General features: G+C 73.5%; 22 protein-coding genes. 7 read left to right on the forward strand and 15 right to left on the reverse strand.

Annotation, left to right across the window (positions count from 1 at the left end):
- Nucleotides 1–29: 29 nt before the first annotated feature.
- The gene (locus AB0B02_RS08415; protein ID WP_107161788.1) at nt 30–257 is read left to right on the forward strand and encodes a DUF3107 domain-containing protein; all 228 of its coding nucleotides are present in this window, start codon (nt 30–32) and stop codon (nt 255–257) included.
- A gap of 46 nt (nt 258–303) precedes the next feature.
- Here the strand turns inward: AB0B02_RS08415 and AB0B02_RS08420 are convergent, their stop codons facing one another.
- Nucleotides 304–945, reverse strand: a complete 642-nt coding sequence (locus AB0B02_RS08420) for a ferritin-like fold-containing protein (RefSeq protein WP_357298187.1) — start codon at nt 943–945, stop codon at nt 304–306.
- Nucleotides 946–1,227: 282 nt separating this feature from the next.
- Here AB0B02_RS08420 and AB0B02_RS08425 point away from each other — a divergent pair, with 282 nt between their 5' ends.
- On the forward strand, nt 1,228–2,892 hold the full coding sequence (locus AB0B02_RS08425) for a DEAD/DEAH box helicase (protein ID WP_357298190.1): 1,665 nt from the start codon (nt 1,228–1,230) through the stop codon (nt 2,890–2,892).
- Nucleotides 2,893–3,086: 194 nt separating this feature from the next.
- Nucleotides 3,087–4,250 (forward strand): SAM-dependent methyltransferase, encoded by a 1,164-nt coding sequence (locus AB0B02_RS08430; RefSeq protein ID WP_357298194.1) that lies wholly within the window; start codon nt 3,087–3,089, stop codon nt 4,248–4,250.
- Here the strand turns inward: AB0B02_RS08430 and AB0B02_RS08435 are convergent.
- Complete coding sequence (locus AB0B02_RS08435) at nt 4,247–4,678, reverse strand: hypothetical protein (protein WP_357298197.1); 432 nt, start codon at nt 4,676–4,678, stop codon at nt 4,247–4,249. The two genes, AB0B02_RS08430 and AB0B02_RS08435, sit on opposite strands and share 4 nt — an antisense overlap.
- 187 nt (nt 4,679–4,865) lie before the next feature.
- Here AB0B02_RS08435 and AB0B02_RS08440 point away from each other — a divergent pair, with 187 nt between their 5' ends.
- Complete coding sequence (locus AB0B02_RS08440; RefSeq protein WP_107161798.1) at nt 4,866–5,285, forward strand: helix-turn-helix transcriptional regulator; 420 nt, start codon at nt 4,866–4,868, stop codon at nt 5,283–5,285.
- A 15-nt stretch (nt 5,286–5,300) separates the two neighbouring features.
- On the opposite strand, the gene AB0B02_RS08445 is transcribed toward AB0B02_RS08440, so the two are convergent.
- The 4 genes from AB0B02_RS08445 to AB0B02_RS08460 form a co-directional block, all read right to left on the reverse strand.
- Complete coding sequence (locus AB0B02_RS08445; RefSeq protein ID WP_357298202.1) at nt 5,301–6,260, reverse strand: hypothetical protein; 960 nt, start codon at nt 6,258–6,260, stop codon at nt 5,301–5,303.
- 85 nt (nt 6,261–6,345) lie between these two features.
- A complete protein-coding gene (locus tag AB0B02_RS08450; RefSeq protein WP_107161800.1) occupies nt 6,346–6,576 on the reverse strand; it encodes a heavy metal-associated domain-containing protein in 231 nt (76 codons plus the stop codon).
- An 82-nt stretch (nt 6,577–6,658) separates the two neighbouring features.
- A complete protein-coding gene (locus AB0B02_RS08455; protein WP_357298208.1) occupies nt 6,659–8,779 on the reverse strand; it encodes a DEAD/DEAH box helicase in 2,121 nt (706 codons plus the stop codon).
- The gene (locus AB0B02_RS08460) at nt 8,776–10,587 is read right to left on the reverse strand and encodes a BTAD domain-containing putative transcriptional regulator (protein WP_357298211.1); all 1,812 of its coding nucleotides are present in this window, start codon (nt 10,585–10,587) and stop codon (nt 8,776–8,778) included. Before AB0B02_RS08460 ends, AB0B02_RS08455 begins: the two co-directional genes overlap by 4 nt.
- Before the next feature lie 143 nt (nt 10,588–10,730).
- Between AB0B02_RS08460 and AB0B02_RS08465 the strand changes: the two genes are divergently transcribed.
- Nucleotides 10,731–11,555, forward strand: a complete 825-nt coding sequence (locus AB0B02_RS08465; RefSeq protein ID WP_357298214.1) for a hypothetical protein — start codon at nt 10,731–10,733, stop codon at nt 11,553–11,555.
- A 57-nt stretch (nt 11,556–11,612) separates the two neighbouring features.
- Here AB0B02_RS08465 and AB0B02_RS08470 read toward each other — a convergent pair whose 3' ends face one another.
- The 7 genes from AB0B02_RS08470 to AB0B02_RS08500 form a co-directional block, all read right to left on the reverse strand.
- Nucleotides 11,613–12,731, reverse strand: coding sequence for a branched-chain amino acid ABC transporter permease (locus AB0B02_RS08470; protein ID WP_281938218.1), 1,119 nt, complete (start codon nt 12,729–12,731; stop codon nt 11,613–11,615).
- A complete protein-coding gene (locus AB0B02_RS08475) occupies nt 12,728–13,618 on the reverse strand; it encodes a branched-chain amino acid ABC transporter permease (protein ID WP_281938220.1) in 891 nt (296 codons plus the stop codon). The genes AB0B02_RS08470 and AB0B02_RS08475 overlap by 4 nt, the downstream gene beginning before the upstream one ends.
- Entirely contained in the window at nt 13,615–14,343 is a 729-nt protein-coding gene (locus AB0B02_RS08480) for an ABC transporter ATP-binding protein (RefSeq protein ID WP_357298219.1), read from the reverse strand. The genes AB0B02_RS08475 and AB0B02_RS08480 overlap by 4 nt, the downstream gene beginning before the upstream one ends.
- Nucleotides 14,343–15,086, reverse strand: a complete 744-nt coding sequence (locus tag AB0B02_RS08485) for an ABC transporter ATP-binding protein (RefSeq protein ID WP_357298222.1) — start codon at nt 15,084–15,086, stop codon at nt 14,343–14,345. The genes AB0B02_RS08480 and AB0B02_RS08485 overlap by 1 nt, the downstream gene beginning before the upstream one ends.
- A 3-nt stretch (nt 15,087–15,089) precedes the next feature.
- Nucleotides 15,090–16,292, reverse strand: a complete 1,203-nt coding sequence (locus AB0B02_RS08490) for a substrate-binding domain-containing protein (protein WP_281938225.1) — start codon at nt 16,290–16,292, stop codon at nt 15,090–15,092.
- A gap of 290 nt (nt 16,293–16,582) precedes the next feature.
- Complete coding sequence (locus AB0B02_RS08495) at nt 16,583–19,507, reverse strand: VWA domain-containing protein (RefSeq protein WP_357298225.1); 2,925 nt, start codon at nt 19,505–19,507, stop codon at nt 16,583–16,585.
- Nucleotides 19,508–20,110: 603 nt separating this feature from the next.
- Entirely contained in the window at nt 20,111–21,229 is a 1,119-nt protein-coding gene (locus tag AB0B02_RS08500) for a glycerophosphodiester phosphodiesterase (protein WP_357298228.1), read from the reverse strand.
- Nucleotides 21,230–21,335: 106 nt separating this feature from the next.
- Here AB0B02_RS08500 and AB0B02_RS08505 point away from each other — a divergent pair, with 106 nt between their 5' ends.
- Both AB0B02_RS08505 and AB0B02_RS08510 read left to right on the forward strand, forming a co-directional pair.
- Complete coding sequence (locus AB0B02_RS08505; protein ID WP_357298231.1) at nt 21,336–22,670, forward strand: potassium transporter TrkG; 1,335 nt, start codon at nt 21,336–21,338, stop codon at nt 22,668–22,670.
- Nucleotides 22,660–23,328, forward strand: coding sequence for a TrkA family potassium uptake protein (locus AB0B02_RS08510; protein ID WP_281938230.1), 669 nt, complete (start codon nt 22,660–22,662; stop codon nt 23,326–23,328). The genes AB0B02_RS08505 and AB0B02_RS08510 overlap by 11 nt, the downstream gene beginning before the upstream one ends.
- 80 nt (nt 23,329–23,408) lie before the next feature.
- Here AB0B02_RS08510 and AB0B02_RS08515 read toward each other — a convergent pair whose 3' ends face one another.
- Both AB0B02_RS08515 and AB0B02_RS08520 read right to left on the reverse strand, forming a co-directional pair.
- A complete protein-coding gene (locus AB0B02_RS08515; protein WP_281938232.1) occupies nt 23,409–25,037 on the reverse strand; it encodes a serine/threonine-protein kinase in 1,629 nt (542 codons plus the stop codon).
- A gap of 71 nt (nt 25,038–25,108) precedes the next feature.
- On the reverse strand, nt 25,109–26,662 hold the full coding sequence (locus AB0B02_RS08520; protein WP_357298236.1) for a fused MFS/spermidine synthase: 1,554 nt from the start codon (nt 26,660–26,662) through the stop codon (nt 25,109–25,111).
- Nucleotides 26,663–26,692: the final 30 nt, after the last annotated feature.

Raw genomic sequence — 26,692 nt, forward strand, 5'->3', positions numbered from 1 at the left:
GGCTTTTTCGCCCCAGTTGAGGAGGCACAGTGGAGGTCAAGATCGGCGTGCAGTACGCGCCGCGGGAGCTGGTCCTGGAGAGCGCGCAGTCGCCGGCCGAGATCGAGCAGATCGTGACCGACGCCTTCGCCGGGAGCGAGGGCACGCTCTCCCTGACCGACGAGAAGGGCCGGCGGGTCATCGTGCCGGTCGGCAAGGTCGCCTACGTCGAGATCGCGGAGGCCTCGCCCCGCGCGGTCGGGTTCACCGTCCGCTGATCCGCGTCGCACCGGTCGCCGTGGCGGGGAGACCCGCCGCGGCGGCTCAGTTGTTCAGCCCGACCGCCGACATCCGCGTGGCGTGCGCCTCGGTCAGCCGGCGCAGCACCGCCGGCACGTCGTCGCCGGCCCTGCCGAGCAACGCGGCGAGCGCGCCCCGGTCGGCGGCGGCGACGCGTCCGGCCTGCGAGAGCGCCTCGCCGAGCAGTCGACGCGCCCACATCGAGAGCCGTCCGGCCGCCCTCGGGTCCGCCTCGATCGCGGCCCGGATCTCGGTGGCGGCGAACTCGGCGTACCGGGAGTCGTGCAGGACGTCGAGCAGCAGCGCACGGTCCGGCCCGGCCAGGCCGTCGGCGGTCCCGCGCAGGAAGTCGTCGGTGATCGCGTCGCCCACGTACGCCTTGGTCACCGCCTCCGCCCAGTCCCGCGGCTCGGTCGAGTCGTGGTACGCCCGCAACGCCTCGACGTAGGGGGCCATCGCCTCCTCGGGGGTCACGCCCAGCGCGGTGAGGCGGTCGGTGAGCCACCGGTAGTGCGCCATCTCGCCTGCGGCCATCTCGCTGAGCGCGGCGCGACGGCGCAGGTCGGGGGCGAGCCGGGCGTCGGCGGCCAGCCGGTCGAAGGCGAGCAGTTCGCCGTACGCGACGAGGCCGAACAGGCCGACGGCGGCGGAATCGGGGGCGGACACGAGCGCAGGCTACCGCCCACTTGCTGTGATGCAGGTCACATGAAGTGCCCCCGGCTGCCCGGCCGACACCTGGAATCGGGACGGCTCGCAGGCCGTTCAGGTAGGATGAAGCAGTTGCCGTGGGCACCGACCTGGCCAGCGTCGCTGATCAGCACCGGTCCCCGGCGCGCGTGCGGCCCGGTCCGGCTCGGCGAAACCGCCCCCGACCGCGTGGCCCGCGCCAAACCGTCCGCGCCCTGAGGACATGAGGGGCGCACCACGAGAGGGCACCCCCACATCCACATGAGTGAGCAGAGCACAGGCCAGCCACTGGCCCCCACCGCTCCGGTTCCCCCGGAGGCACCCACATTCGCCGCGCTCGGCGCCCGCCAGGAGACCGTCGAGGCGCTCGCCGCCGCGGGCATCACCCGCGCCTTCGCCATCCAGGAGTACGCGCTGCCGATCGGGCTGCGCGGCGTCGACCTGATCGGGCAGGCCCCGACCGGCACCGGCAAGACGCTCGGCTTCGGCATCCCCCTGCTGGAGCGCGTCTTCGCCCCGTCCGAGGGCAGCGACGGCGTGCCCCAGGCACTCGTCGTCGTCCCCACCCGCGAGCTGGGCATCCAGGTCGCCAAGGACCTCGACGCCGCCGGTCGCACCCGGGGCGTCCGGGTGCTGCCGATCTACGGCGGCGTGGCGTACGAGCCGCAGATCGAGGCGCTGCGCAAGGGCGTCGAGATCCTGGTCGGCACGCCCGGCCGCCTGCTCGACCTGCAGAAGCAGAAGCACCTGCGGCTCGACCGGGTCCGCGCGCTCGTCCTCGACGAGGCCGACCGGATGCTCGACCTGGGCTTCCTGGACGACGTCGAGAAGATCCTGGCGATGCTGCCGGAGGACCGGCAGACCATGCTGTTCTCGGCCACCATGCCGGACCCGATCGTGGCGCTGTCCCGGCGGTTCCTCCGCCGGCCGGTCACCATCCACGCCGGGCACACCGCCGAGACCGGCCCGTCGCCGCAGACCCAGCAGCTCGCCTACCGCACCCACTCGATGAACAAGGTCGAGATCGTGGCGCGGATCCTGCAGGCCGAGGGGCGCGGGCTCACCATGATCTTCTGCCGCACCAAGCGGGCCGCCGACCGGGTCGCCGAGGATCTCGACTTCCGCGGCTTCGCCGTGGCGGCCGTGCACGGTGACCTGGGCCAGGGTGCCCGGGAGCGGGCGCTGCGGGCGTTCCGCGCCGGCAAGATCGACACGCTCGTCGCCACCGACGTGGCGGCCCGGGGCATCGACGTCACCGGCGTCACCCACGTGATCAACTACGACTGCCCCGAGGACCAGGACACCTACACCCACCGGATCGGCCGCACCGGTCGGGCCGGGGCGACAGGTGTCGCGGTGACGTTCGTCGACTGGGACGACATGCCCCGCTGGCGCATCATCGACAAGACGCTCGGGCTGGACATGCCCGAGCCCCCGGAGACCTACCACACCTCCAAGCACCTCTACACCGACCTGGACATCTCCCCGGACGTCAGCGACACCCTGCCGACCGCCGCGCGTACCCGCGCCGGCCTGTCGGCCGAGGTCGAGGAGGACCTGGGCGGCGGCCGGTCCCGGCGGGACGGCCGGCGCGGCGACAGCCGCGGCGACAGCCGCGGGCGCGGCGGGGACCGCCGACGTGGGCGTGGTGGCGAGACCGGCGGGGCGCCCGCCGAAGGCGGCGCGACAGCGGTCGCGACGGACGAGGGCACCCGAACCCCGCGCCGGCGGCGTCGCCGCCGGGCCGGCGAGACGGTGGCCGGCGAGCAGCCGACCGCAGTGATCGCCACCGAGGGCGCGACGGAGCAGCCCACCATCACCACCGTCGCCGCCGCTGACGGCGGCGACGAGACCGCGACCAAGCCGCGCCGCCGTCGGCGTCGCCGCAGCAGCGCCGGCACCGCCGAGTCCCCCACCACGGACTGAGCGGAGTCTCCACACACGACGGCCCTCGGACCCGCTCCGGGGGCCGCTCCCTGTCCCCACCCCGGCACTCTTCGCCCGTGTCGATCATGAGGTTGGCGCCCGCCCGCCCGGCGTGTCGCGCCGCCAACCTCATGATCGACCGAACGCGAGCGGGGGACGGCGGGCGGGGAGGCCGCAGGACGGAAGGAGCAGGGATGCCGGAAGCGTTGGACGCGGCGCTGCGGGAGGTGCGGGCACTGCTGCTCGACCCCGGTCTGACCCGGGCGGTCGCCGCCGGCCGGCAACGAGGACAGCGGCCCTCGGTGGTCCGCGCGGAACTGCGCCCGGTCACGCTGAAGGCCGGCGCGCGGTTGCAGATCGCCACCTCCGACGGCGCCCGACCGCACACCCGTAACGTCACCCCCGGTACGGAGGAGGCCGACACGGCCGTCGACGCGCTGCTCGCCGAGCCGTTCGGCAACTGGCACGTGGAGACCACCGGCACCACGCTCCAGCTCCGGGTGACCAAGTCCGGCGAGGCGCAGGTGCACCGCGCCAAGGCCAGCCGGCCGGTCGCCGAGCCGGACGGACACGACCGGGCCAAGGACTGGCTGCTCGACCCGGGTGATCCGCTGTTCGCCGCGATCGGCGGCTCGGCGGCCAAGCGCCGCCAGGTCGACGCGTTCCTCCGCGCACTGGCCGCGACGCTGCCGGACGACCTCACCGGCCCGCTGCGCGTGGTGGACCTGGGCTGCGGAAACGCCTACCTGACCTTCGCTGCCCACCGCTACCTGACCCGGCGCGGCCTGGACGTGACGTTGATCGGCGTCGACGTCCGGGAGGACCAGCGCCGCCGCAACACGGAACTGGCCGAACGGCTGGGCTGGGCCGACCGGGTCAGCTTCGTCGCCGGCACCATCGCGCAGGCCCCTGTCGAGCCGGCGCCCGACCTGGTGCTGGCGCTGCACGCGTGCGACACGGCGACCGACGAGGCGTTGGCCCGGGCCGTGCACTGGGGCGCCCGCTGGGTGCTCGCCGCCCCGTGCTGCCACCACGACCTGGCCGCCCAGCTCCGGGCCCGGCCCGCGCCCGGGCCGGACGGACTGCTCACCCGCCAGGGCATCCTGCGCGAGCGGTTCGCCGACGTACTCACCGACGCGCTGCGGGCCGGGCTGCTCCGGCTGCACGGCTACCGTGCCGAGGTGGTGGAGTTCGTCGACTCGCAGCACACCCCACGCAACCTGCTCATCCGGGCACGACGCACGGCCGGCTCGCCGACCGACGACCAACGGGCCGAATACCGCGAGCTGGTGGACCGGTGGGGCGTCACGCCCCGGCTGGAGACGCTGCTCGCCGCGCCGGACCCTGACCCGGTCTAGCGGCGCCGCTCGCCGCGGTTGCGGTCGCCGCGGTCCAGCGCCGACACCCGCTCGCCGGGGCCGCGGTTGGTGGCCCGGTCACCGTCCGGCGGCACGGTCGGGAACGGGACCACCTTCGCCTGCTGGTCGGAGTTGCCGACGGCGGCGAACGCGTTCCAGGAGATGTCGACAAGCAACCGCTTCAGCTCGGCGTGCCGGGCCGCGGCGTTGCGCTGGAGCGCCACCCGCGCGCCCAGCACCACACCGACCAGGGTGGTGCAGACCGCGCCGGTCGCGGCGATCAGGTGCACGCCCTCCGCCGGGTCGCCCCGCACCGCCAGCACCAGCAGCCAGATCCAGAAACCCAGCGCGAACACGCCGGCCTTCGCCACGAAGAAGAGGCTCACCGCGCCAGGACGGTGCGGAACGGGACGGTCTGGTTCGGCCATGCTGCTCCTCTGAAGTCGCTGCCGGGGAGGATTCGTTCAGCTTAGTTGACAGTCCGCAACTGTTCATGCTGCGTCGGTCCCGCCCACGAGACCTTCCGACCGATCAGTCAGTTACTTCTTCCCCCGGGCGTACTAGGCTCGGGGCGCAGAGCCGGGCGCACCGGCGGAAGGGGACAGCCGAGGAGGGATGGGCTCCGCAGAGGTTTCGCCGCAGATGGCCTTCGCACGGTTCGTGCGACGGGCCATCGACGACGCGCGTGAAGAGCGCGGCTGGACGGTGACCGACCTCGCCACCCACACCGGCGTCGGCCGTTCCACGGTGTTCCGCTGGCTGGCCGGCGACTGGCAGGACTATCCCGAGCTCGCCAAGGTGCGCGGCTTCTGCGCCGCCCTCGATCTGCCGGTGGCCGCCGCGTTCCGGGCCCTGGGCCTGCCCGACGCCGGGGCGGTGCCCCGCCGACGCGCCGCCGAGGACGGTCCGGTCGAGGCAGACGTTCGGGTCATCCTGGAACGGCTGGCCGACCCGAACGTCCCCGCCGAGGAGAAGCACCACATCCGCGACCTGCTGCGCTACCTGGCCCGCCGACCGGTCCGCCGCGCCGGCTGACCCCGGGCCGGCCGGTCAGGCGACGGTCAGCGTGAACTCGGCGGTCCGCACCACGCCGCCGACCTGGAAGTCCAGGAACATCCGGTAGCGGCCCGGCCCGGGGGCGGTCAACCAGAACGTCACGGCGTCGCCGTCCCGCGCCGGCTCCGGGTGCACGTGCAGGTAGCCGAGATCGCCGTCACGCAGCGCCACCAGGTGACCGAACGCGCCCAGGTAGGGCTCCAGGGCAGCGGCCGCGCCGCCGGCGTCGGTGACCCGGAACCGCAACGGCACCGACCGTCCCACGTCGGGCGTGCCGGTGAACCCGACGGTGAACCCGTCGACCGTGGCCGACGTCTCCGGGGCGGGCAGCGGCCGGGGCAGGTAGTCGCCCGGCACGGCCAGGTCGGCACCGAGCACGGCGGCGACCTGCCGGCCGTCGTCGGCCACCGCGGTGAAGTCCGCGTACATCCGCCAGGCGCCCGGCGCGGTGGGCGTCAACGGCACCGACCAGGTGCCGTCGGCGGCCATCGTCGGGTGCAGGTGCCGATAGCCGGTGAGGTCGCGGCGGACCACGATCACGTGCATCGGCTTGTCGTGCACGACCGCGAAGCGGGTCACCGCCCGACGCTTGTCGTCGCGGACCTGGAACCGCAGCTCACCGACGCGACCGGCGGTCAGGTCCCCGGTCGACGGGACGAGCGTGTAGCCGGCCGAGCTGATCGACAGCCCGGTCGCGCCGTCGCCACCGCCCTGGGTGACCGTGGCCCCGTCGTGCGAGTGCGCGCCGGTGCCGGGCGCGTGGGAGTGGGCGCCACCGGCCGGGGCGGCGTCGCCCGCCGGGACCGTGCCGGCCGGAGCCGCGCCGCCGCCCGGGTTCGCCGGCGGGTTCAACCGGCCGAGCCCGAAACCGAGCAGCACGGCCAGCACCAGGCCGCCCACCACCAGGGCCAGCCGTACCGTGTCCCGGTCCACCACCGCCGGACCCGTCGCCACGGAACCGTCGGCACCGCTACCGTCGCTGACGGAGCCCGACGCGGGACCGACGAGGTCGGGCGCGGGCTCGGCGAGGGACGGCGACTCAGGCAACGCCGCCGGCCAACTCGTAACCCGCCTCGTCGACGGCGGCGCGGACGGACTCCACCGGCAGCGGAGCCGCACTGGTGACGGTGGCCGTGCCCCCGACCAGGTCGATCCGGACCTCCTCGACGCCCGGCAGCGCGGACAGCTCCCCGGTCACCGCCCGGACGCAGTGTTCGCAGGTCATCCCGGTCACGGTGTACGTCTGGACGACGGGTCGCTGCTCGGTCATGGCCCCACGGTACCGCCGGCCGGGACGCCCGCGGACGACGCCCGCGCGAACGGTGGCGTCGCTCGCACCCACCCCCTCGCACTCAGCCGGCGAGGGCGAGGGCGAGCGGCAGCACGTCCGGCGCGCCGGCGCGCCGCAGCAGGCGCGCCACCATGGCCATCGTCCAGCCGGAGTCGACCAGGTCGTCGACGAGCAGCACCGGCCCGTCCAGCGCGGGCAGCGCGCCGGCCAACTCGTCCGGCAGGTGGAACGCGTCGTGCAGCGCGCGTACCCGCTGGGCGCTGTTGCCGCGCGGCCCGCCGGCGCCGGCCGGACCGGTCGGCACGACCACGCCGAGCAACGGCAGCCGGCCGACCGCGGCGATCCGCTCGGCCAACGAGCCGACAAGCGTCGGCCGGGCCCGGGAGCCGACCGCGACCACGCCGGCCGGGCGGCGCGGCCACGGGTCGTCGCCGTGCGCCCACGCCTTCAGCACCTCGACCACGGCCGCCGCCACGTCGTCGGGCACCGGGCCGTCCGGCGCGTCCGGGCCGACCAGGCCCCGCAACCGCCCGCCCCACCCCAGGTCGGACAGGCGCCCCACGGCCCGCCCGGGCAGCGCCTGTTCCGCCGGGGGGAGGCGACCCTTCAGGGGTACGCCGACCGCGTCCAACCCGGTCGGCCAGAGCTTCTTCGGCGCGATCTGGACGCCGGGGCGGCCGAGGAACGTCTGCGCGGCGGTGAGCGCCTCCGGTGAGACGTCCGCGTCGAGCAGCGGGCCGGCGCAGTTGTCGCACCGGCCGCAGTCCTCCGCCCCGGTGTCGTCGAGCCCTTCCCGCAGGTAACGCATCCGGCAGCGGGACGTGTCCGCGTACTCCCGCATGGCCCGCTGCTCGGCGGTGCGCGCGTCGGCGACGCGCCGCAACCGGGCCTCGTCGTAGGTCCAGGGCTCGCCGGTGGCGAGCCAGCCGCCGCGCACCCGGCGGACCGCGCCGTCCACGTCGAGCACCTTGAGCATCAGCTCCAGCCGGGCCCGGCGCAGGTCGACGACCGGTTCGAGGGCCTGGGTGGAGATCGGCCGGTCGGTGTCCAGCGCGGCGAGCACGGCCCGGACCTGCTCCTCGGGCGGGAACGCGAGCGAGGCGAAGTACCGCCAGATGGCCGCGTCCTCGACGCCGGGCAGGAGCAGCACCTCGGCCTGCTCGACGGCGCGGCCGGCGCGACCGACCTGCTGGTAGTAGGCGATCGGCGACGGCGGCGCGCCGAGGTGCACCACGAAGCCCAGGTCGGGCTTGTCGAAACCCATGCCGAGCGCGCTGGTGGCGACCAACGCCTTGATCTTGTTGTCGAGCAGGTCCTGCTCGGCGGCGCGGCGGTCGGCGTCCTCGGCCTGCCCGGTGTAGGACGCCACCGACCAGCCCCGGCCGCGAAGGAACTCGGCCGTCTCGGTGGCCGCGGCCACGGTGAGCGTGTAGACGATCCCCGAGCCGGGCAGCCGGTCCAGGTGGTCGGCCAGCCAGGCCAGGCGGTGGGCCGGGCTCGGCAGATCGAGTACGCCGAGGCGCAGCGACTCCCGGTCCAGCGTGCCGCGCAGCACGAGCGCGTCGCCGAGCTGCTCGGCCACGTCGCGGGTGACCCGGGCGTTGGCGGTGGCCGTGGTGGCGAGCACCGGCGTGCGCTCGGGCAGGTTCGCCAGGAACGTGCGCAGCCGGCGGTAGTCGGGGCGGAAGTCGTGCCCCCAGTCGGAGACGCAGTGCGCCTCGTCCACCACCAGCAGCCCGGTGGTGGCGGCCAGCTTCGGCAGCACGCCGTCCCGGAAGTCCGGGTTGTTGAGGCGTTCCGGGCTGATCAGCAGCACGTCGACCGCCCCGGCGTGGATCTCGGCGGTGATCTCGTCCCACTCGTCCAGGTTGGCGGAGTTGATGGTGCGGGCCCGGATGCCGGCGCGGGCGGCGGCGTCGACCTGGTTACGCATCAGCGCCAGCAGCGGCGACACGATCACGGTCGGCCCGTGCCCGCCGCCGGACCGCAGCAGCGCGGTGGCCACGAAGTAGACGGCCGACTTGCCCCAGCCGGTGCGCTGCACGCAGAGCACCCGCCGCCGGTCGACGACCAGCGCCTCGATGGCGCGCCACTGGTCCTCGCGCAGCCGGGCGTGGTCACCCGCCAGCCGCCGCAGGACCGCCTCGGCGCGTTCCCGGACGGCGTTCCGATCCTGGCTCATCCGGCATTTCTACCAGGGGCGGCCGACCACACCGGCGGGGCGGGCGACGGCTCGGGCGGCAGGAAGAGCAGCAGCTCGCGCAGCGGTTCGGTGGTCGACGACGGTAGGTGGCAGCGCCCGGCCAGTTCTTCCAGCGAGCCGTACGGGCCGCGCAGCCAGCGGTCCACCGCGAGCTGGCGGCACTGCTCGGCGGTCAGCCCGGGCAGCGTCGCGAGCACCGGCTCGGGTACGGCGTTGACGTCGACCAGACCGCCGTCGTCGTAGCCGCGGAGCAGGTCCGGGCGGCCGATGCGCAGCTCCGTCCGGGCGGCCGGATAGTGGTGCAGGAGGTGGCGCGCCTGCTCCCGACGCAGCCGGCGCTGCTCGTCGCTGCGTTGTCGGCCGGTCCAGAACAGCGCGCCGAGGGCCGCCCAGAGCGCCGGGTTGAGCAGCACCACGTGCCCCGCGCCGACCAACCAGCAGACGCCCATCGCCCCGATCAGATACAACGCCTCGGCGTCCGTCACCTCCTCGTTCTCCGGCATGTTGAGCGCGACGACGACCAGGATGAAGATGAGCAGGAAGTAGCTGACGCCGGCCAGGGCCAGCCGCCAGCTCCGCCGCCACAGCGCGTACCCGAGGACCACCGCCCAGGTGAGCGACCCGAACGAGAGCAGCACGGTGGCCGTACCGAAGACGGTCGCGGTGACCTGGACCCACCTCGGCGAGCGGCGCGGCGTGGTCTCCGGCGGCGGGTTGAGGGCGAGCAGCAGCGCGTGCGGGAGCGGGTCCGGGCCGGCCCAGCCGGCCGGGGGCGGCATCGGGGCGGCCGTCGTCGGAGCGGCCGTCGTCGGAGCGGCCGTCGTCGGAGCGGCCGTCGTCGGAGCGGCCGTCGTCGGAGCGGCCGTCGTCGGCGCGGCCGGGGGCGGCCCGGGCACAGGCGTAGCCGACACCGGCGGCAGGGGTGCGGGCGGTGGCGGCACGGGTCCGGGCCGCGTCGTCGTGGATGGCGCGTCCGCGACGGGCGGCACCGGGGACGGCAGGTCCGCGACCGGCGGCAACAGTGCCGGATCCGAGCGGAGGATCCGCCGGTGCAGGTCCTGGAGCGACCCGCCGGGCTCGATGCCGTAGTCCTCGCGGAGCAGGTCGGCGAAGTCCCGGTAGGCGGCGAGCGCCTCGGCCTGCCGGCCACTCCGGTAGAGCGCCAGCATGAGCTGGAGCCGCAGCCGCTCCCGGACCGGGAACTCGGCGACCAGCTCGACCAGCCGGCCCACCGCCTCGCCGTGCCGGCCGGCGGCCAACTCCAGCTCGGTACGCGTCTCCAGCGCGACGGCCCGCAACTCCACCAGCCGGTGCCGAGCGGCGTCGAACCAGGGGCCGGCGAACCCGGTGAACGGCTCGCCCTGCCACCGCTCCAGCGCGGCGTGCACCTCGGCCAGCGCCTCCGCCGTACGCCCGGCCGCCTGCGCCTGCCGGGCGCGCTGGACGCCCCGCTCGAAGCGCGTCACGTCGACCGCCTCCGGCGCGACCCGCAGCACGTATCCGGCATCGGTCAGCGTGAGCACCTGGGCCGGCGTACGCGGTGACCGGTCGGGCTCCAGCATCCGGCGCAGACCGGCCACGTGCTTCTGCACCACGTTGGGGCCGTTCACCGGCGCTTCCTCGGGCCACACCGCCTCGACGATCTGCCCGGTGGGGACCGGGCGGCCGGCGGCGAGCAGCAGCACGGCCAGCACGGCCCGCTGTTTGGCCGGGCCCAGATCGAGCGGGCGGTCGGCGTACCAGGCCCGCTGTGGACCGAGGAGCTCGAAACGCAGCGCCTCTGACATGCGAGTTTCCCGCCCCCGTACCCCCGGCCGTCGCCCGCCGTGGCCGGCGGCAGTCGGACGGCAGCATATCGGCAGTGGAACGGCGATGGCGGCCTGCGAAGCTTCCCCGGCATCAGCCACCTGGGAAAGTGAGTCGAACGAAGATGACGCAGCGAAACGGCACCGCCGCGACCGTCCGGCGGATCGGGCTCCGCGCGGCCGCCGTGCTGGCCACCACCGCACTGGCCGCCGGGTGCGGCGCCGGGGACGCCTCCGATGGCGCCGGCCCCGCGCCGACCCCGTCGGCGGACCCGAAGGCCGCCCTGCTGGCCGCCGTGCCGACCGAGCAGGACCCGGCCTTCCGGTTCCTGCTCCAGGACGGCGCCGACAAGTTCACCGGCGTGCTGGACCCGGCCACCGAGGCCATGGACCTCGCCGTCAAGCAGCGGAACGACGACCCGAAGTTCACCATGGACATGACGTTCCGGTGGATCGACGAGGCGCTGTGGATGCGGATCAAGCTGACCGGCCTCACCGACGTACCCGACTCGCTCAGGCTGCCCAAGCGCTGGATGGCGATGGACCGCGACAAGCTGAAGGACGAGTCCAGCATCCCGGCCTACCAGGGCGCCGACCCGGGCAACACCGCCGCCGTCATCCGCACCGCGGACACGGTCGAGGCCAAGGGTGACGGCACGTACACCGGGCTCGCCGACCTGACCGACAACGCCGACGTGCAGAGCACGTTCGACAACGTGGACCTGACGGCGCTGGGCGAGGCGGGGAAGAGGGTGCCGTTCACCGCCGTCGTCGGGGCGGACGGCAACCTGGCCTCGCTGACCCTGAACGTGCCGGCGGCCGGCAAGCAGAAGGCGATGAAGCTGATCACCAGGTACTACGACTACGGCAAGGCCCCGAAGATCGCCGAGCCCACCGGGGACCAGGTGCAGAAGGCGCCGGCCTTGGTGTACGAGATGCTCAACGGCTGACCCGCGACCAGCGCGACGGGCGGCGGCCACACGGGGGGCCGCCGCCCGTCGCGGCGGTCAGCGGCGCGGGCGCAGCGCGGTCCCGAGGGGGGCCAGTCGGGTGCGCAGGCTGGCCAGGCCGCCGGGGAAGAAGTACACCGCCAGGATGAACACGGTGCCCAGGACGAACAGCGGCTGGCTCAGCGGGTGACTGAGGAACGCGGGCAGGCTGTTCACCGCGTCGCTGCTGCCGAACGCGGTGAGCCGGTGGTCCAGGTACATGTAGAGGACGCCGCCCAGCACCGGCCCCCACCGGGTGCCCGGGCCACCGAGCACCACCATCACCAGCAGCGACAGCGTCAGCTCGGACGACGTGATGTGCGGGCTGGCACCGCCCACGATCAGCACGTAGACCACCCCGCCGGCGCTGGCCAGACCGCCGGCCAGGGTGAACGCGACGAGCTTGAACCGGTACGGGTCGAGCCCGAGCACCCCGATCCGGCGCTCGTCGTCGCGCAGCCCGGCCAGCACCCGCCCGGTCGGTGAACCGCTGACCCGGTGCACCACCAGCACCACCAGCGCCAGGTACGCCAGCGCCAGCCAGTAGAGGTTGACCGTGTTGGTGACGCCGACGAGCGCCGACGGCAGCCCGGACACGTCCAGCGGCAGGCCCTCCTCGCCGCCGGTCAGCCCGCCGAAGTCGCGGGCCACCAGGATCGCCCCGACCTGCGCGAACGCCAGCGTCACCATGGCGAACGCGATGCCCACGGTGCGCAGCGCCACCGCGCCGAGCAGCGCGGCCAGCGTGGTGCCGCCGGCCACGGTGAGCACGGCGGCCTGCCACAGCGGCAGCCCGGCCTTGGTGACCAGGATGTCGGTGCCGTAGACGCCGGCGGCGAAGTAGAGCGCGTGCCCGAAGGAGAGCATGCCGGTGCGCCCGAACAGCAGGTCGTAGCCGGCCGCGAGCCCGCCGAAGACCAGGCAGATGGCGAGCAGTTGCAGCGTGCCCGGCGAGTTCAGCGGCCCCTCGAAGATGCCGGGCAGGTTCACCGTCGAGTACGGCAGGACCGCGGCCACCACCAGCGCGACAAGCGGCAGGTACGGACGCAGCCCGTGCCAGCGGGAGGGCCCGGGGGTCAACTCGTCGGGCACCGTGGCCGGCGGCGCGGGCACCTCGGCACTCTTGACCTCGGTCATGCGTGAGCCACCTTTCCGGCCAGGCCCTGCGGACGCAGCAGCAGCACCACGGCGAGCAGGCCGACGACGCACAGGTCGCCCAGCCCGGACGTGCCGTAGTAGTTGACGAACTGTTGCAGCAGCCCCACCGCGACCGCCGCGTACGCGGAGCCGACGACCGAGCCCATTCCGCCGATCACCACCACGATGAACGCGAAGATCAGCAGCGAGCCGCCCTGTCCGGGTGAGACGGTGCCGAAGTAGACGCCGCCGAGCGCGCCGGCCAGCGCGGCGGCGGCCCCGCCGATCGCGAAGACCAGCGTGAACGCCTTGCGCACGTCGATGCCGAGCGCGGTCACCATCTCCCGGTTCTCCACGCCGGCCCGGATGATCAGGCCGTACCGGGTCCAGCGCAGGAACGCCAGCAGCGCGCCGAGCACCAGCACCGCGGCGACGATCAGCAGCAGCCCGGCGTTCGGCACCTGCGCGCCGAGCACCGCTGTCACGTTCCGGCTCCAGTCGGGGCGCGGGAACGTGCGCGGGTCCGCGCCCCAGGTGGCCTGGAGCAGCGCCACGCCGGCCAGCGACAGGCCGACGGTGACCAGCACCTGTTCGATGGTGCGGGAGTAGAGCGGCCGGATCAGCACCAGCTCGACCAGCACCGCGACCAGCGAGCCGGCCAGCACGCCGAACAGCACCGCGACCACGAAGCCGAGGCCGTCCGGCCCGGCGCCGGGCAGGTTGCCGGCCGCCCACCAGGTCGCGTACGCGCCGACGCCGAGGAACAGGCCGTGCGCGAAGTTGAGCACGTCGGCGAGGCCGAAGACCAGGGACAGGCCGGACGCGACGAGGAAGTAGAGCGCCGCCAGGCCGAGCCCGGTCAGCGTCAACAGGACCACGGTGTTCATGAGTGCACCTCCGCCGAACCCACGCCGAGCAGCGACTTCGTCAGCGCGGTCTCCAGCAGCAGCTCACCGGCGGCGCCGGTCCAGGCGACCCGGCCGGCGGAGAGCACCACCGCGTCGGACGCCAGCCGTCGCACCACCGCCAGGTTCTGCTCGACCAGCAGCACCGGCACCGATTCCGCGACCCGTTCCAGCACCTCGGCCACCTCGGTCACCACCTTCGGCGCCAACCCCTTGGTCGGCTCGTCGACCAGCAGCAGCCGGTTGTCGTTGAGCAGCACCCGGCCGATGGCGAGCATCTGCTGCTGCCCGCCGGAGAGCGAACCGGCCCGTTGCCGTCCGCGCCGGTCCAGCTCCGGGAAGAGCGCGAAGACCTTGTCGTACGCCGGGGTGGTGCCCCGCCGCTCGGCCAGCCGTAGGTTCTCCGCGACGGTGAGCCCGGCGAAGACGCACCGGTCCTCCGGCACGTAGCCGAGCCCGTCGCGGACCAGCCGGTGGGTGGGGCGGGCGAGCAGGCTCCGCGCGCCCATCCGCACCGTGCCGCGCACCTCGCCGCCCCGGGGGGTGAGCCCGACGATCGCGCGCAGCGTGGTGGTCTTGCCGACGCCGTTGCGCCCGAGCAGCACCGTGACGCCGGTCGGCGCCACCTCGAACGACACGCCCTGGAGGATGTGCAGTCCGGCGATCCGCACCGACAGGTCCGTCACGGACAGGACAGGTTCGACCATCAGAGGGCCTCCCCCAGGTACGCCTCCTGCACGGTGGCGTTCGCCATCACCGTGTCCGGGGTGTCGCAGGCCAGCAGCGCGCCGTGGTGCATCACGGCGATCCGGTCGGCCAGTTCCAGGATCACGTCCATGTGGTGCTCCACCATGAGCACCGCCCGGCCGCTGTCCCCGGTCAGCGACTTGATCACGCGGACCAGCTCCGGCACGTCCTCGGCGCTCACCCCGGCCATCGGCTCGTCCAGCAGCATCACCCGGGGCTCCGCGGCGAGCAGCAGCGCGATCTCCAGCTTGCGTTTCTCGCCGTGGGCGAGCGTGCCGGCCAGCGCCGTACCCCGGTGGTGCAGGCCGACCCGGTCGAGCGCCGCGTCGGCGGCGGCGGCCACGTCCCGGTCGGCCGCCGCCCGCCGCCACAGCTTCATCGAGCCACCCCGGTGCGCCTGTACGGCGAGCCGGACGTTCTCCCGGACCGTCAGCGAACCGAAGACCGAGGACGCCTGGAAGGTGCGCCCCAGACCGAGCCGGGCCCGCCGGTGCGGCGGGAGCGTGGTGACGTCCGCGCCGTCCAGCAGGATCTTCCCTTCGGTGGGCCGGCGCAGGCCGGTGATCAGGTTGAACAGCGAGGTCTTGCCGGCGCCGTTGGGCCCGATCACGCCGAGGAACTCCCCCGGCGCCAGATCGAGGTAGACGGAGTCGACGATGGCGACCTCACCGATCCGCCAGGTCAGACCGCGGGTGGCAAGCATCGGTCAGCCCTTCATCTGCGCGACCGGCGGCGCGCTCTCGTCACCGGTGAGCGTCTTCTGCGCGGTGGCCGTGAACGCGGTGCCGCTGCCGGTGAGCTTGGCCTGGTACATCGGCTGGAGCAGCGCGTGGTCCTCGGCGCGGATCTTCATGGTGCCCTTGACGCCCTCGAACTCCCAGCCCTCCAGCGCGGTGACCATCTTCTCCACGTCGTCGCCGCCCTCCTGCACCGCGCGCACGACCATCTGCGCGGCGGCGAACCCGTCCGGGTGGAACAGGTCGAGCGTGCCGCCGGGGATCTTCGCCTTGGCGGCCTTGGCGGCCTCGGTGTCGCTGGCCCCGTCGAAGTAGTGCGACAGGAACGAGATCTTGCTGCCGGCCGCGCCGAACGTCGGCCAGGAGGCGCGGATGTCCAGCCCGGTGACGACCGTGGTGGCGGCGAGCACGCCCTGCTGGTCGAGCGTCTGCCACATGGCGCCGGCGGTGGTGCCGGCCCAGGCGACGAAGAGCAGGTCCGGCTTGGCGGCCTTGATCTGGCTGGCGAACGGCGTGAACTCGGTGGCGCTGGCCGGCGCGCGGACGCTGCTCACGGTCGCGCCGGCGCCGCCGATCACGGCCTTCACGGCGGCCTCGTTGGCGTCGCCGAACGCGCCGTCCTGGGCGAACACCACGACCTTCTTACCGGCCGCGTCGCCGATGAACGACTTGGCGGTCACCACGTCCTGCCAGGACTGCCGGCCGGAGCGGAACGTGTACTTGTTCGCGCCGGTGACCGCGTCGGTGGCGGCCGGGCCGGAGATGAACAGCACCTTGTTCTGCGCCGCGATCGGGGCCACCTGGAGCGCCACCCCGGAGGAGGTGGACCCGGCGATGATCTTCGTGCCCTTGCCGATCAGGTCCTTGGCGGCGGAGACGGCCTTGGCCGGGTCGCCCGCGTCGTCGGCCTCGCTCAGCTCGATCTTCCGGTCGCCGACCTTGCCGGTGCCCTTGGTGGCGAAGTCGAGGCCGGCCTTGAACCCCTCGATGTACTGCTTGCCGTAACTGGCCAGCGGCCCGGACTGGGAGTAGACCAGGCCGACCTTGACCGGCGCGGCGTCGCCGCCGCCGGAGGCGGTGTCCTGCGGGCTGCCACACGCCGTGGCGGCCAGCGCGGCCGCCATCATCGTGGCGGCGGAAAGGAACACCCGTCGCGTGTGCCGGATCGTCATTGCGACTCCAGGTGAGGACAGGAGGATTGTCAGTTGTCGGCTCACGCTAGAAGTGACGTCACCCACGAGCTATGTGGTCGACGCACACAAGTGCCCGGGACGGGATGGCCGCACGTTACAACCCCGGACACCAGCACGTAACCCGGCCGACCCGGGATGGCCCGCCCCACCACGCGGAACGCGGCCACGGTGTCGCCCCCGCCCATCGCGCCCCGCGTACGCGCGGCGGCCCGGCGGGGAACTCCCCGCCGGGCCGCCCGGTCAGCCGGTCACCGGCCGACGCCTCCTCCTCACATCGTCCGGCGTCGCCGCCAACCCAGGACGGTCAGCACCACACCGGCCGTCGTCGTCAGCGCGCCGCCACCGATCAGTCCGGTCAGCTTCATGCCGGTGACCGGCAGATGCTTGCCCGGGTGGAACGGCGGGAACGGCTTCGCCGCCATCCGGTTCGTGAAGGTGCAGGTGATGTCCTGCCCCCGGGCCGGGGTGACCACGCCGTCCAGCACCGGCACCCGGCTGTCGGTGCCGGTCAGCACGCACTCCGGCGGCCCGGCCTGCTGGTAGCCCGCCGGGCCACCGGACTCGCTCAGCCGGTAGCCGACGCCGACCCGCACCGGCACCGAGGTGACCTCGGGGCTGCCGGACGGGCCGCTGATCGGGGTCGCCGCGTTGGTCGGTGCCGCGGTCAGCGTCCACTCGGTCGGGGCGGCCCTGCCCCAGACCTTCTTGACCAGGGTCAGGTGTGCCCCGTTCGGGTCGAGCTGGCCGTTACGCCAGGTGCAGGTGTACGCGCGGTCCGCGGCCGGGGTGAGCACGTTGCCCGGTGTGGGCGCCGGCTCGCCGGTGTCGTTGAAGACGCAACGCAACTCCGTCAGCTCGTACCCGGCCGGACCGCCGCTCTCACTGAGTCCGTACGGCACGCCGGCCGTCACCTCGACGGCGGTCACCGCCGGCTCGCCGCTGCGCCCGCTGACCGGGGTCGCGCCGGAGCCCTGCGGCGGGGTGGCGCTGAGCACCCAGTCGGTCGGCTTCGCGGTGCCGCCATGGGCGTTACGCACCTCCTTGACCAGGGTCACCTGTGCCGGCTGGGCCTGGTTGACCGCGACGCAGACCACGGTCTGGCCGATCTGCACGGCCACCTGGCCGTTCTCGCCGCCGAAGTCGGGGCTGACGCCCGGTCCGCTGCGGTCGCGGACCCCGCAACTCCAGCTACCGGTGGCCGGCGGCTCGATCACCGCGCCCGGCACCACGGTCTGGGTGAAACCGGGAACGGTGCTCTCACCGAGCGAGTAGACGGCGCCCTCGACGACCGGGTGGGCCGGGTCGCCGCTCTTCACCGTGAACCCGTTCGGCCCGTACGCGGTCAGGTCCCAGGCCGTCGCCGGCGGCGCGGGCGGACCGTACGGGTTCTGCACGGACTTGGCCAGGATCAGCTTCGTCTCGCAGGTCACCGTGTTGGTGATCTGGTAGGTGTTGGTGCCGGCGGCGAGCGTCTGCTCACCGAGGTCGCCGCTGGCCGTGTTGGTGCACCCGGGCGGCAGCGCGGTGACGGTCTCGTCGATGACGACCGACTGCCCCGCCCGGAAGGTGCTGTACGCGACACCCCAGGCCGGCTGGTCCACGCCGGGCAGCACCAGCGCGGCCTGGATGGAGACGTCCTGCCGCGGGTCGGGGACGCTCTGCCCGTTGACCACCCAGGTCTTGTTCACCACCACGGTCGCCGGCTGCGGCTCGGCCTGGTTGATCATCACGCAGGCCACCGCGTCGTTGGCCAGCGCGTTGACGCTGAACCCGAATTCGCCGTTGTTGGCCACCAGCACCGGTTGGCCGCTGGCCGTGCAGGTGGCGTTGACGCCGTCCTGCTGGACCAGCGAATATCCGGCCTGCGGGGTCTCCGCGATCGCCACCGCCCGGCTGGGCTGCCCGTTCAAGTCGAATGCGAGGTTGACCGCGCCGGTGGAGGTGTCGGTGACGGCGCTCGGCGGGGTCACTCCGGTGCTGCTCGACGAGATGGTCCAACCACCGGTCGGCTGCGGGTCACCGCCGCCCGGTGGGATCACCAACTTGACCACGCTGACCGTGCCCCGGCAGTTGTCCAGGGCGAGTTCCCGGAAGACGGCGGCGAGTTGGTCGTAGTCGGTCTGGTAGTAGTCCGAGTTGGCGACCGGCCCGGAGATCGCGACCAGGTTGTCGGGCGCGCCGGAGACTCCGGCGCCCACACCGACCGCCACGACCCGGGTCCCCTTGGCCTTGACCGCGTTGGCGGCGAAGATGCCGTTCTCCACCTCGACGAACCGGGTGAAGCTGCCGGTTCCCTGGACCGGCGGCGGGCCGTACACGGTGGGGTTGCCGTCGGTCAGGATGATCACGGCGTCGTAGTCGTAGGGCGCGGCGGCGACCTGCCACAGCCCCTGGTCCCAGTTGGTGGTGCCACCGGCGGTGAGGCCGTTGATCGCCGCCTTGACCGTGTTCGCGCCGCTCTGGTCGGAGACCGGGATCGGGTTGAGCACCGCGGCGGCGTCGGTCGCGAACGTGTAGAGCGCGACCTGGGACGGGGTGCCGGTCAACGCGTCGACGAAGCCGTTCGCCGCGTTCTTGACCACCGGCAGGTCGGGCCGGATCGACCCGGACACGTCGATCAGCAGCGCGACGCGCAGGCCGCACGAGGCGGGCAGGGCCGGGTTGTCCCGCTCGTCGGCCCACACCGCGCCACGCGCGGTCCGGTTCGTGTTTCCGGTGGTCACCGCCGGGAAGGTGTACGTCCGGTTGTTGGCCACCGCCCCGGTGAACACTCCGTTGTACGGCGTGGACTGGTAGGGCGCGCTGCCGCCGTTGCCGGTGACCAGGCTGTCGACGATCCGCCAGCCGTTCGGCGCACTGCGCTCGACGATCCAGTAGCCCTGGTTGGTGCCGGTCCGTCCCGGCACGTCGACCGAGCACCTGCCGCTGGCGTCGGTGGTGCAGGACGCGGCCGGCGTGGCACCCGGGCCGGGTCGGGTCCCGCTGACGCCCGCGTAGAAGTCGAAGGTGGCGCCGGCCAGCGGCCCGACGGTCTGTTCGCCGGTGCGGTCGCCGCCCTTGTCGACGACGAGCGTCGCGTTGTTGGCGTCGCCGGCGCGCGCCGGCGTCGCCGCGTGCGGTCCCACCAGCGGCACCAGGCCGCCCACCAGAGTCAGGACGGCGGTGGCGCACCAGCGGCGCCGCCCACGTGTCATCGTGAGAATGGACATTCACAACCCCCGTACACGCCTGCCCTTGCCGCAGGACAACCAGGTCAGTATTGGGGAATATGTCCGTTTTTCGGAACGCTTTGCTGATGGTGAGCGTCCGTCACCTCCGCCCGGCGCGACAGCCGCCGGCCCCTAGCACCTTGAGGGCGTAGACGACTCACGCCCAGGCCCGCCAACAGGTCACGCCGGGCCCACAGGTTCACGCCGAACCTACTCCGTTCGTGTTCCACCCGTCGGCTGGGCGGGCCGTGACTGGAACGCCCAGGGCGACCCGTTTCCGCCATCAGGTTGTCAGGCAGCGCACCGGCACTCCCCTCGCCCGCCCTCCAGAGCTGACAGCAGCAACGACTCGCCCGTCGATCCGCGTGTCCCGACGCCACAACCGGGCGCACGACAGAACCACCGCCGAGGCTTCCTCGGGAAGCCCCGCATCCGCGGCAGCGACGACCGCGGTGGCCGGCGGCGCAGCCTGAGTCGTTTCTGCTGTCAGCTCCAAAGGGCGGGCGAGGGGAAGTGCCGGTGCGCGAGCCGAACGCACGTCGGGGCGCCCGCATTGCGCGGGCGCCCCGACGGGGCGAGAAGCGGGCGTCAGCGGCCGGCGCGGGCGGCCACCGCCGTGTCCGGCTGGTCGGCGAACGCGCCGTCCAGGCCCAGGTCGAAGAAGAGTTCGTACTCGGACGTGATGTCACCGCGCGCGTTCGGGTCGGCGCCGAGCCGGAAGTCGGCCGGCAGGAACTGGTTCTCGGCGCGGAACGTCCAGGCGTGCACCACCAGGTGCAGCCGGTGCGCGTCCCGGATCACCGAGGTCGGCGCCAACAGCCGGCCGGCGGCGTCGCGGGGCACGATCAGGTTCTTGTTCAGGCCGACGCCGTCGGCGTACCGGGACACCCAGGCCAGGCCCGCGGCGGTGGCCAGATCGGCGTAGGTCCGGCGGTCCCCGGCCGCGGTGAAGTCGTAGGGTGCGCCGGTCGCGTCCATGAGCTGCACCAGCCGCACGTCGGTCATCGTGTCGAGCTTGCGCAGGTTGGCGGTCTCGAAGCTCTGCACGAAGACCGGGTCGTCGCGGTGGGTCAGCTTGTTCTTCCGGAGCGTCGCGACCAGCGGCTCCTCCAGCGCGCGCCCGATCGACGCGAAGTAGGTCGGGTGCTTCGTCTCCGGGTAGATGCCGATGGTCCGGCCGCGCGCCTTCGACTCGGCCCGCGCCAGGTCGATGACCTCCTGGAACGTCGGGATCTCGAACTGGCCGTCGAACGCGGTGTTGGTCACCCGCACCTGGGGCAGCCGCTCCTTGGCGCGCAGCGTCTTCAGCTCGGCGAGCGTGAAGTCCTCGGTGAACCAGCCGGTCACCGCCACCCCGTCGATGGTCTTCGTGGCCCGGCGGACGGCGAACTCGGGGTGGGCCGCCACATCCGTCGTACCGGAGATCTCGTTCTCGTGCCGGGCGACCAGGACGCCGTCCTTCGTCGACACCAGGTCCGGCTCGATGAAGTCGGTGCCCTGCCGGATCGCGAGCCGGTAGGACTCCAGGGTGTGCTCCGGGCGGTAGCCGCTCGCGCCGCGATGACCGATCACGATCGGCCGTTGGGTCGCGCGGGGACGCTCGGCGCGCGGGTCCGGGCCGGCCTGGGCGGCCACGGCCGGCACCACCACGGCCGCGGCCGCGAGCAGCGCGCCGGCCACGCCGAGGGCAGAAAGGGTACGTCGCAACGCCGTCTCCTGTCGTCGATGGGTACGCACAGCAGACCCGGCGTGGTTGACGTCCAGTTGGTCGGTTCCTGACCTGCGGGTGAATCTCCGGACGGAAGATGACCTGGTGCGCCGCCTGCTCCGGAAGCCGGTCCGGCTGGTGCCGCTCGGATTCCTGGCGGTGATCCTGGTCGGCACCGGGCTGCTCATGCTGCCCTGGGCCACCCGTACGCAGCACTGGACGCCGTTCGAGACCGCGCTGTTCACGTCCACCTCGGCGGTCTCGGTGACCGGCCTGGCGGTGACCGACACCCCGAACTACTGGACCGACTTCGGGCTCGTGATGATCACCGTGCTCACGCAGCTCGGCGGCCTCGGCATCCTGACCGGCGCGTCCCTGCTGATCCTGGCCGTCTCCCGTCAGCTCGGACTGCGTAACCGGCTGCTGGTGCAGGCCGAGACCGCCGAGTTCGGCCTCGGCGACGTACGCCGGCTGCTGCTCCGCATCGCGGCCACCGTCTTCGTCACCGAGGCGCTGATGACCGCCGTGGTCGGCGGGCGCTTCTGGCTGGCCTACGACTACCCGCCGGGGCGGGCGCTCTGGTACGCGGTGTTCCACTCGGTCCAGGCGTTCAACAACGGCGGCTTCGCGCTCTACTCCGACGGGCTGGTCGCCTTCGCCCGGGACCCGTGGGTGGCGTTGCCGCTCGGCACCGGCGCGATCATCGGCGGGCTCGGCTTCCCGGCGCTGTTCGAGGCGTTCCGGGAATGGCGCCGGCCGGGCGGCTGGGCGGTCGCCACCAAGCTCACCGTCTGGGGCAGCCTGGTGCTCACCGTCGGCGGCTTCGGCTACCTGCTGCTGGCCGAGTGGACCAACCCGGACACGATCGGCCGGTTCGACGTGCCGGGCAAGGTGCTGGCGACGTTCACCCAGATCGCGCTGAGCCGCACCGGCGGCTACGACGTGATCCACGTCGGGCAACTCACCGAGGAGAGCTACCCGATGCTCATCGGGCTGATGTTCATCGGCGGGGGCAGCGCCAGCACCGCCGGCGGCATCAAGGTCTCCACGTTCTTCCTGCTCGGCTTCGCCATCTGGGCGGAGCTGCGCGGCGAGCCGGACACCACGGTCGGGAACCGCCGGGTGTCCCCGGCCAGCCAGCGGCAGGCGCTGACGGTCGCGCTGCTCAGCGTGGCGCTGGTGGCCGGCGGCACGGTCGGCCTGATCGCGATGACCGCGCACGACCGCTTCTACGCCGCGCTCTTCGAGGTCACCTCCGCGTTCAGCACCACCGGGCTGACCGTCGGCCTCACCCAGCGGCTGCCCGCGCCCGGCCAGTACCTGTTGACCGCGCTCATGTACGTCGGTCGGATCGGCCCGCTCACGCTCGGCTCGGCCATCGCGTTGAACACCCGACGACGTCTGTACCGCTACCCGGAGGAGCAACCCATTGTCGGCTAGACACTCGGACGACACCGGTGTCGTCGTGATCGGCCTGGGCCGATTCGGCTACCACCTCGCCCGCGCGCTGACGCGCCTCGACCACGAGGTGCTCGCCATCGACCGGAACCCGGCCCGGGTCCAGCGGTGGGCGGCCGAGCTGGACCGGGTGGTCCAGGCCGACGCCACCGAGGAGACGGCGTTGCGCCAGCTCGGCGTGGCGGATTTCGGCCGGGTGGTGGTGGCCATCGGCGCCTCGGTCGAGGCGAGCGTGCTCACCGTGCTGGCCCTGGCCGAGTTGGGCGTCCCGCAGATCTGGGCGCGGGCCACCTCGGAGAAACACGCCAAGATCCTGCACTCGGTCGGCGCGCACCACGTGGTGTTCCCGGAGGCGGAGACCGGTGAGCGGGTCGCCCACCTGATCGTCAGCCGGATGCTCGACTTCATCGAGTTCGGCGACGACTTCGCCATCGCCAAGGTGCGGGTGCCCGCGCCGCTTGTCGGACGCGCGCTGCGCGAGCTGTCCCCGCAGGAGCGGTACGGGGTGATGGTGGTCGGCGCGAAGCTGCCCGGCCAGCCGTTCCGCTACGCCGGGCCGGAGACGGTGCTGGCCCCGGAGAGCGTGCTCATCGTGGAGGGCAGCATCACCCAGGTGCAGCGCTTCGCGGCGCTGACCTGACCGGCGCGGACTCCGACCCGACCGTCAGTCCTTCGGTCCCTTGCCCTTGCCCTTGCCGTGCCCACCCCCCTTCGGCTGCTTCACTTCCCTTTTCCCTTGCCGCTCTCCTTGCCGCCCTTGCCCTTCGGCTTCGGCGGCTCGGCCTTGGGCTTCGGCGCCGGCTTCGCCCTGGTCGGCCCGCTCTTCGCGGCCGGCTTGGCGGCCGGCTTGACCGGTGCCTTCGTCGTCTTCGGCGCGGTGGTGATCGGCACCGAGCCGGCGATGCCCGACACCTGCACGCCGCACGTGCTGTTGTCGAGCTTGAACTCCACCGGCAGCGTGTTGCTCCCGGTGTAGCGCCCGCTCAAGGTGAGCTTCGTCGACGCGCCCGGCGCCAGCGTCGCGTCCGGCTTCGGGGCCGCCACCGACACGGTGCGCCCCACCTGCCGGACCGGTGGCTGCGCCGTGGTGACCGCCTGCTTGCCGGGGAAGCTGAAGCTCATCGTCCAGCCGCGCAGTTCCCGGGGGCCGGTGTTGGTCAGCGTCAACTCGGCGGAGAAGTCCCTACCGGTGTCGCGGCGCAGCGAGTAGTCGACCGCGCAGGGCACCGGCTCGGGCAGGCCCATCCGCGCCTCGGTCGGCTCCACCCCGCCGCTGGCCGGGCTCCGCGACGTCAGCCCCCACATCGTCGCGGTCACCGCGAGCAGGCCGGCGGCGGCCACCCCGGCCTCCACCCTGCGCCGCCGGGCCGCCGCCCCCCGGGTCCGGGTGCGGATCGCCGAGTACGGCACCGCGTCGGTCGCCGCCGACCAGGGCAGGATCGTGGTGCCTGCGTTCGCCATCAGCGCCGGGTCGATGCCGCCGAACGCCGGTGACACCGGCACGATCGACGCGATCCCCACCGCCTCGGCGAGCGTACGGGCCACCTCGGCGGTGGGCGGGCGGTCCTCGGGGCGCTTCGCCAGGCACCGCTGGACCAGCTCGGTCACCTGGCCGGGAAGGCCAGGCACCGGCGGCATCGGGTCCGGGTCGTGGTACATGTGCGCACGCAGCATCTCGGTGGTGGTGCTGGCCTGCCACGGCAGCCGGCCGGTGAGCATCCGGTAGAGCAGCAGGCCGACCGCGTAGATGTCGGTGGCGGGCGAGACGTGGCCGTTGTCCAGCCGTTCCGGGGCCAGGTAGGCGGGCGTGCCGAGCAGCGCGCCGTCCGGCCCCTTGTCGCTCTCCCCCACCAGCGCCGAGATCCCGAAGTCGACGACCTTCACGCCGGTCGCGGTGAGCATGACGTTGCCGGGTGTGACGTCCCGGTGCACCACGCCCCGGGCGTGCGCGGTGGCCAGCGCGGAGGCGACCTCCGCGCCGATGGTCAGCGCCTCCCGCCAGGGCAGTTGCCCGTCCCGGCCGAGCCGGCTGCTGAGCGGGCCGCCGTCGACCAGCTCCATGACCACGTACGGCACGGTCAGCCCGACCTGGACGGACTCGCCGTAGTCGTACACGTTGGTGATGTTGGGGTGGCAGAGCCGCGCGGCGGCCTGCGCCTCGACGCGGATCCGGTGCCGGAACGCCTTGTCGCTGGCGAGCCGGGAGGCGAGCACCTTCACCGCCACCTGCCGGCCGAGCACCTCGTCGTAGCCGCGCCAGACCACCGACATGCCGCCGGCGCCCAACTGCTCGACCAGGCGGTACCGCTCACCGAGCAGTTGCACGCCGTTCCTGACCGGTCCACCCATGGTCGGTGCAGTTGCCCGAAGTGGCCCCCGCTACACCTGAGCTGTCGGAATCGGTCAGAAACATCACCCGATCAGGCGGTCGCGAGGAGTTGGTCCACCGGGGCGTAGTCGTCGGTCAGCACCCGCGCGTCCCCGATCCACTCGGCGGTCGCCGCCTCGTCGAGCAGCTCGGCCGGCTCCGGAAGCGGCTTCAGGCCGGGCGGGATCGCGGCCAGCGGCAGCGGCGCGTCCGAGGCGACGATCACGAAGTTCGCGCCCTGCCGGCCGGCGACCGCGGCCGGCGGGGCGATCAGCGCGACGTGGTCGAACACGGCGGAGACGGTGGCCAGCTCGGCCCGGATGAACCGGCCCGGCGGGTAGTCGATGACGTTCTGCACGTAGATCCCGTCCGGGCGGAGCACCCGGCGGATGTCGGCGGCCATCTCCCGGGTGGCCAGGTGCCACGGCACCACCAGGTGGCCGAACGCGTCGCCGACGATGAAGTCCCGGCTGTCGGTCGGCTCGGCGCGCAGCAGCACCCGGGCGTCACCCACCCGGGCGGTCAGCTCCGGACCGGTCCGCAGGCCCAGCTCCCGCCGGTCCAGCTCGACCAGGCCGCCGTCGACCTCGAAGACCAGGTTGTCGGTGCCCGGCCGGGTGGCGGCCAGGTAACGCGGCACGGTGAAGCCGCCGCCGCCCAGGTGCAGCGCGTCCATCCGCTGCTCCGCCGGTCGCGCCACGTCCGCGACCAGGCCGATCCACTGGGTGTACGCGTACTCCAGGTGTCTCGGGTCGGTCAGGTCGACGTAGGAGTGCTGGGCCGAGTTGAGGTAGAGCGTGCGCCCGTCCGTCCGGTCCGGGGCCGCCTCGACCCGGGCGCAGTGGTAGGCGGTCTCCACGTCGCACGGGTTCGGCGCCGCCGCGCTGAGCCCCGCGGCGGCGAGCCCGATCAGCGCCAGCGCCGCCTTCGCCCGGCCCGGCGTGGACAACGCCGCGCCGGAGCGTCGCCGCAACCAGAACCCGAGCACCAACCCGGTCACGCCGAGCACCGCGGCCAACGCCAGCACGATCACCGAACTGGGCAGCGCCGCCACCAGGATGAAGCCGGTGCCCAGCGTGGCGGTGATGCCGCCGAGCGTGCCGATGCTGGACAGCTTGCCGACCACCTGACCGGTGCGGCGCAGGTCGGCGAGCTGGAGCTTCACCACCAGCGGGGTGATCCCGGCCAGCAGCGCGGCCGGCAGCAGGACGGTCAGCGCGGTCAGCAGCAGCACCGCGCTTGCCGCGCCGCCGCGCAGCGCCTCACCGGCGTACCTGACGATGGGCAGGGTGACCGCGGTGGCGATGCCGGCCAGCACCAGCGCCGGGGCGAGCAGGGCGCGCGGGTCCCGCCGGTCGGCGAGCCACCCGCCCATCCACGCCCCGTACGCGATGGCGGCCAGCGCCATGCCGATGACCGAGCTGGTCACCTGGAGCGTCACCCCGACGTACGGGCCGACCAGGCGCAGCGAGACGGTCTCCAGCACCAGCACCGCCCCGCTGGAGAGGAAGACCAGGAAGGCGGCCAGCCCGTTCGGCAGGGCCCGCGGCGGGGCCGGCGCGTCGGTCGCCGGCGCGGTGACGAAATCGGACGATGTGCTGCTCACCGTGGCGAGGGTACGCGGCGTTCCTGACCG

Source organism: Micromonospora sp. NPDC049240, assembly GCF_040647835.1.
Classification (GTDB): Bacteria; Actinomycetota; Actinomycetes; order Mycobacteriales; family Micromonosporaceae; genus Micromonospora.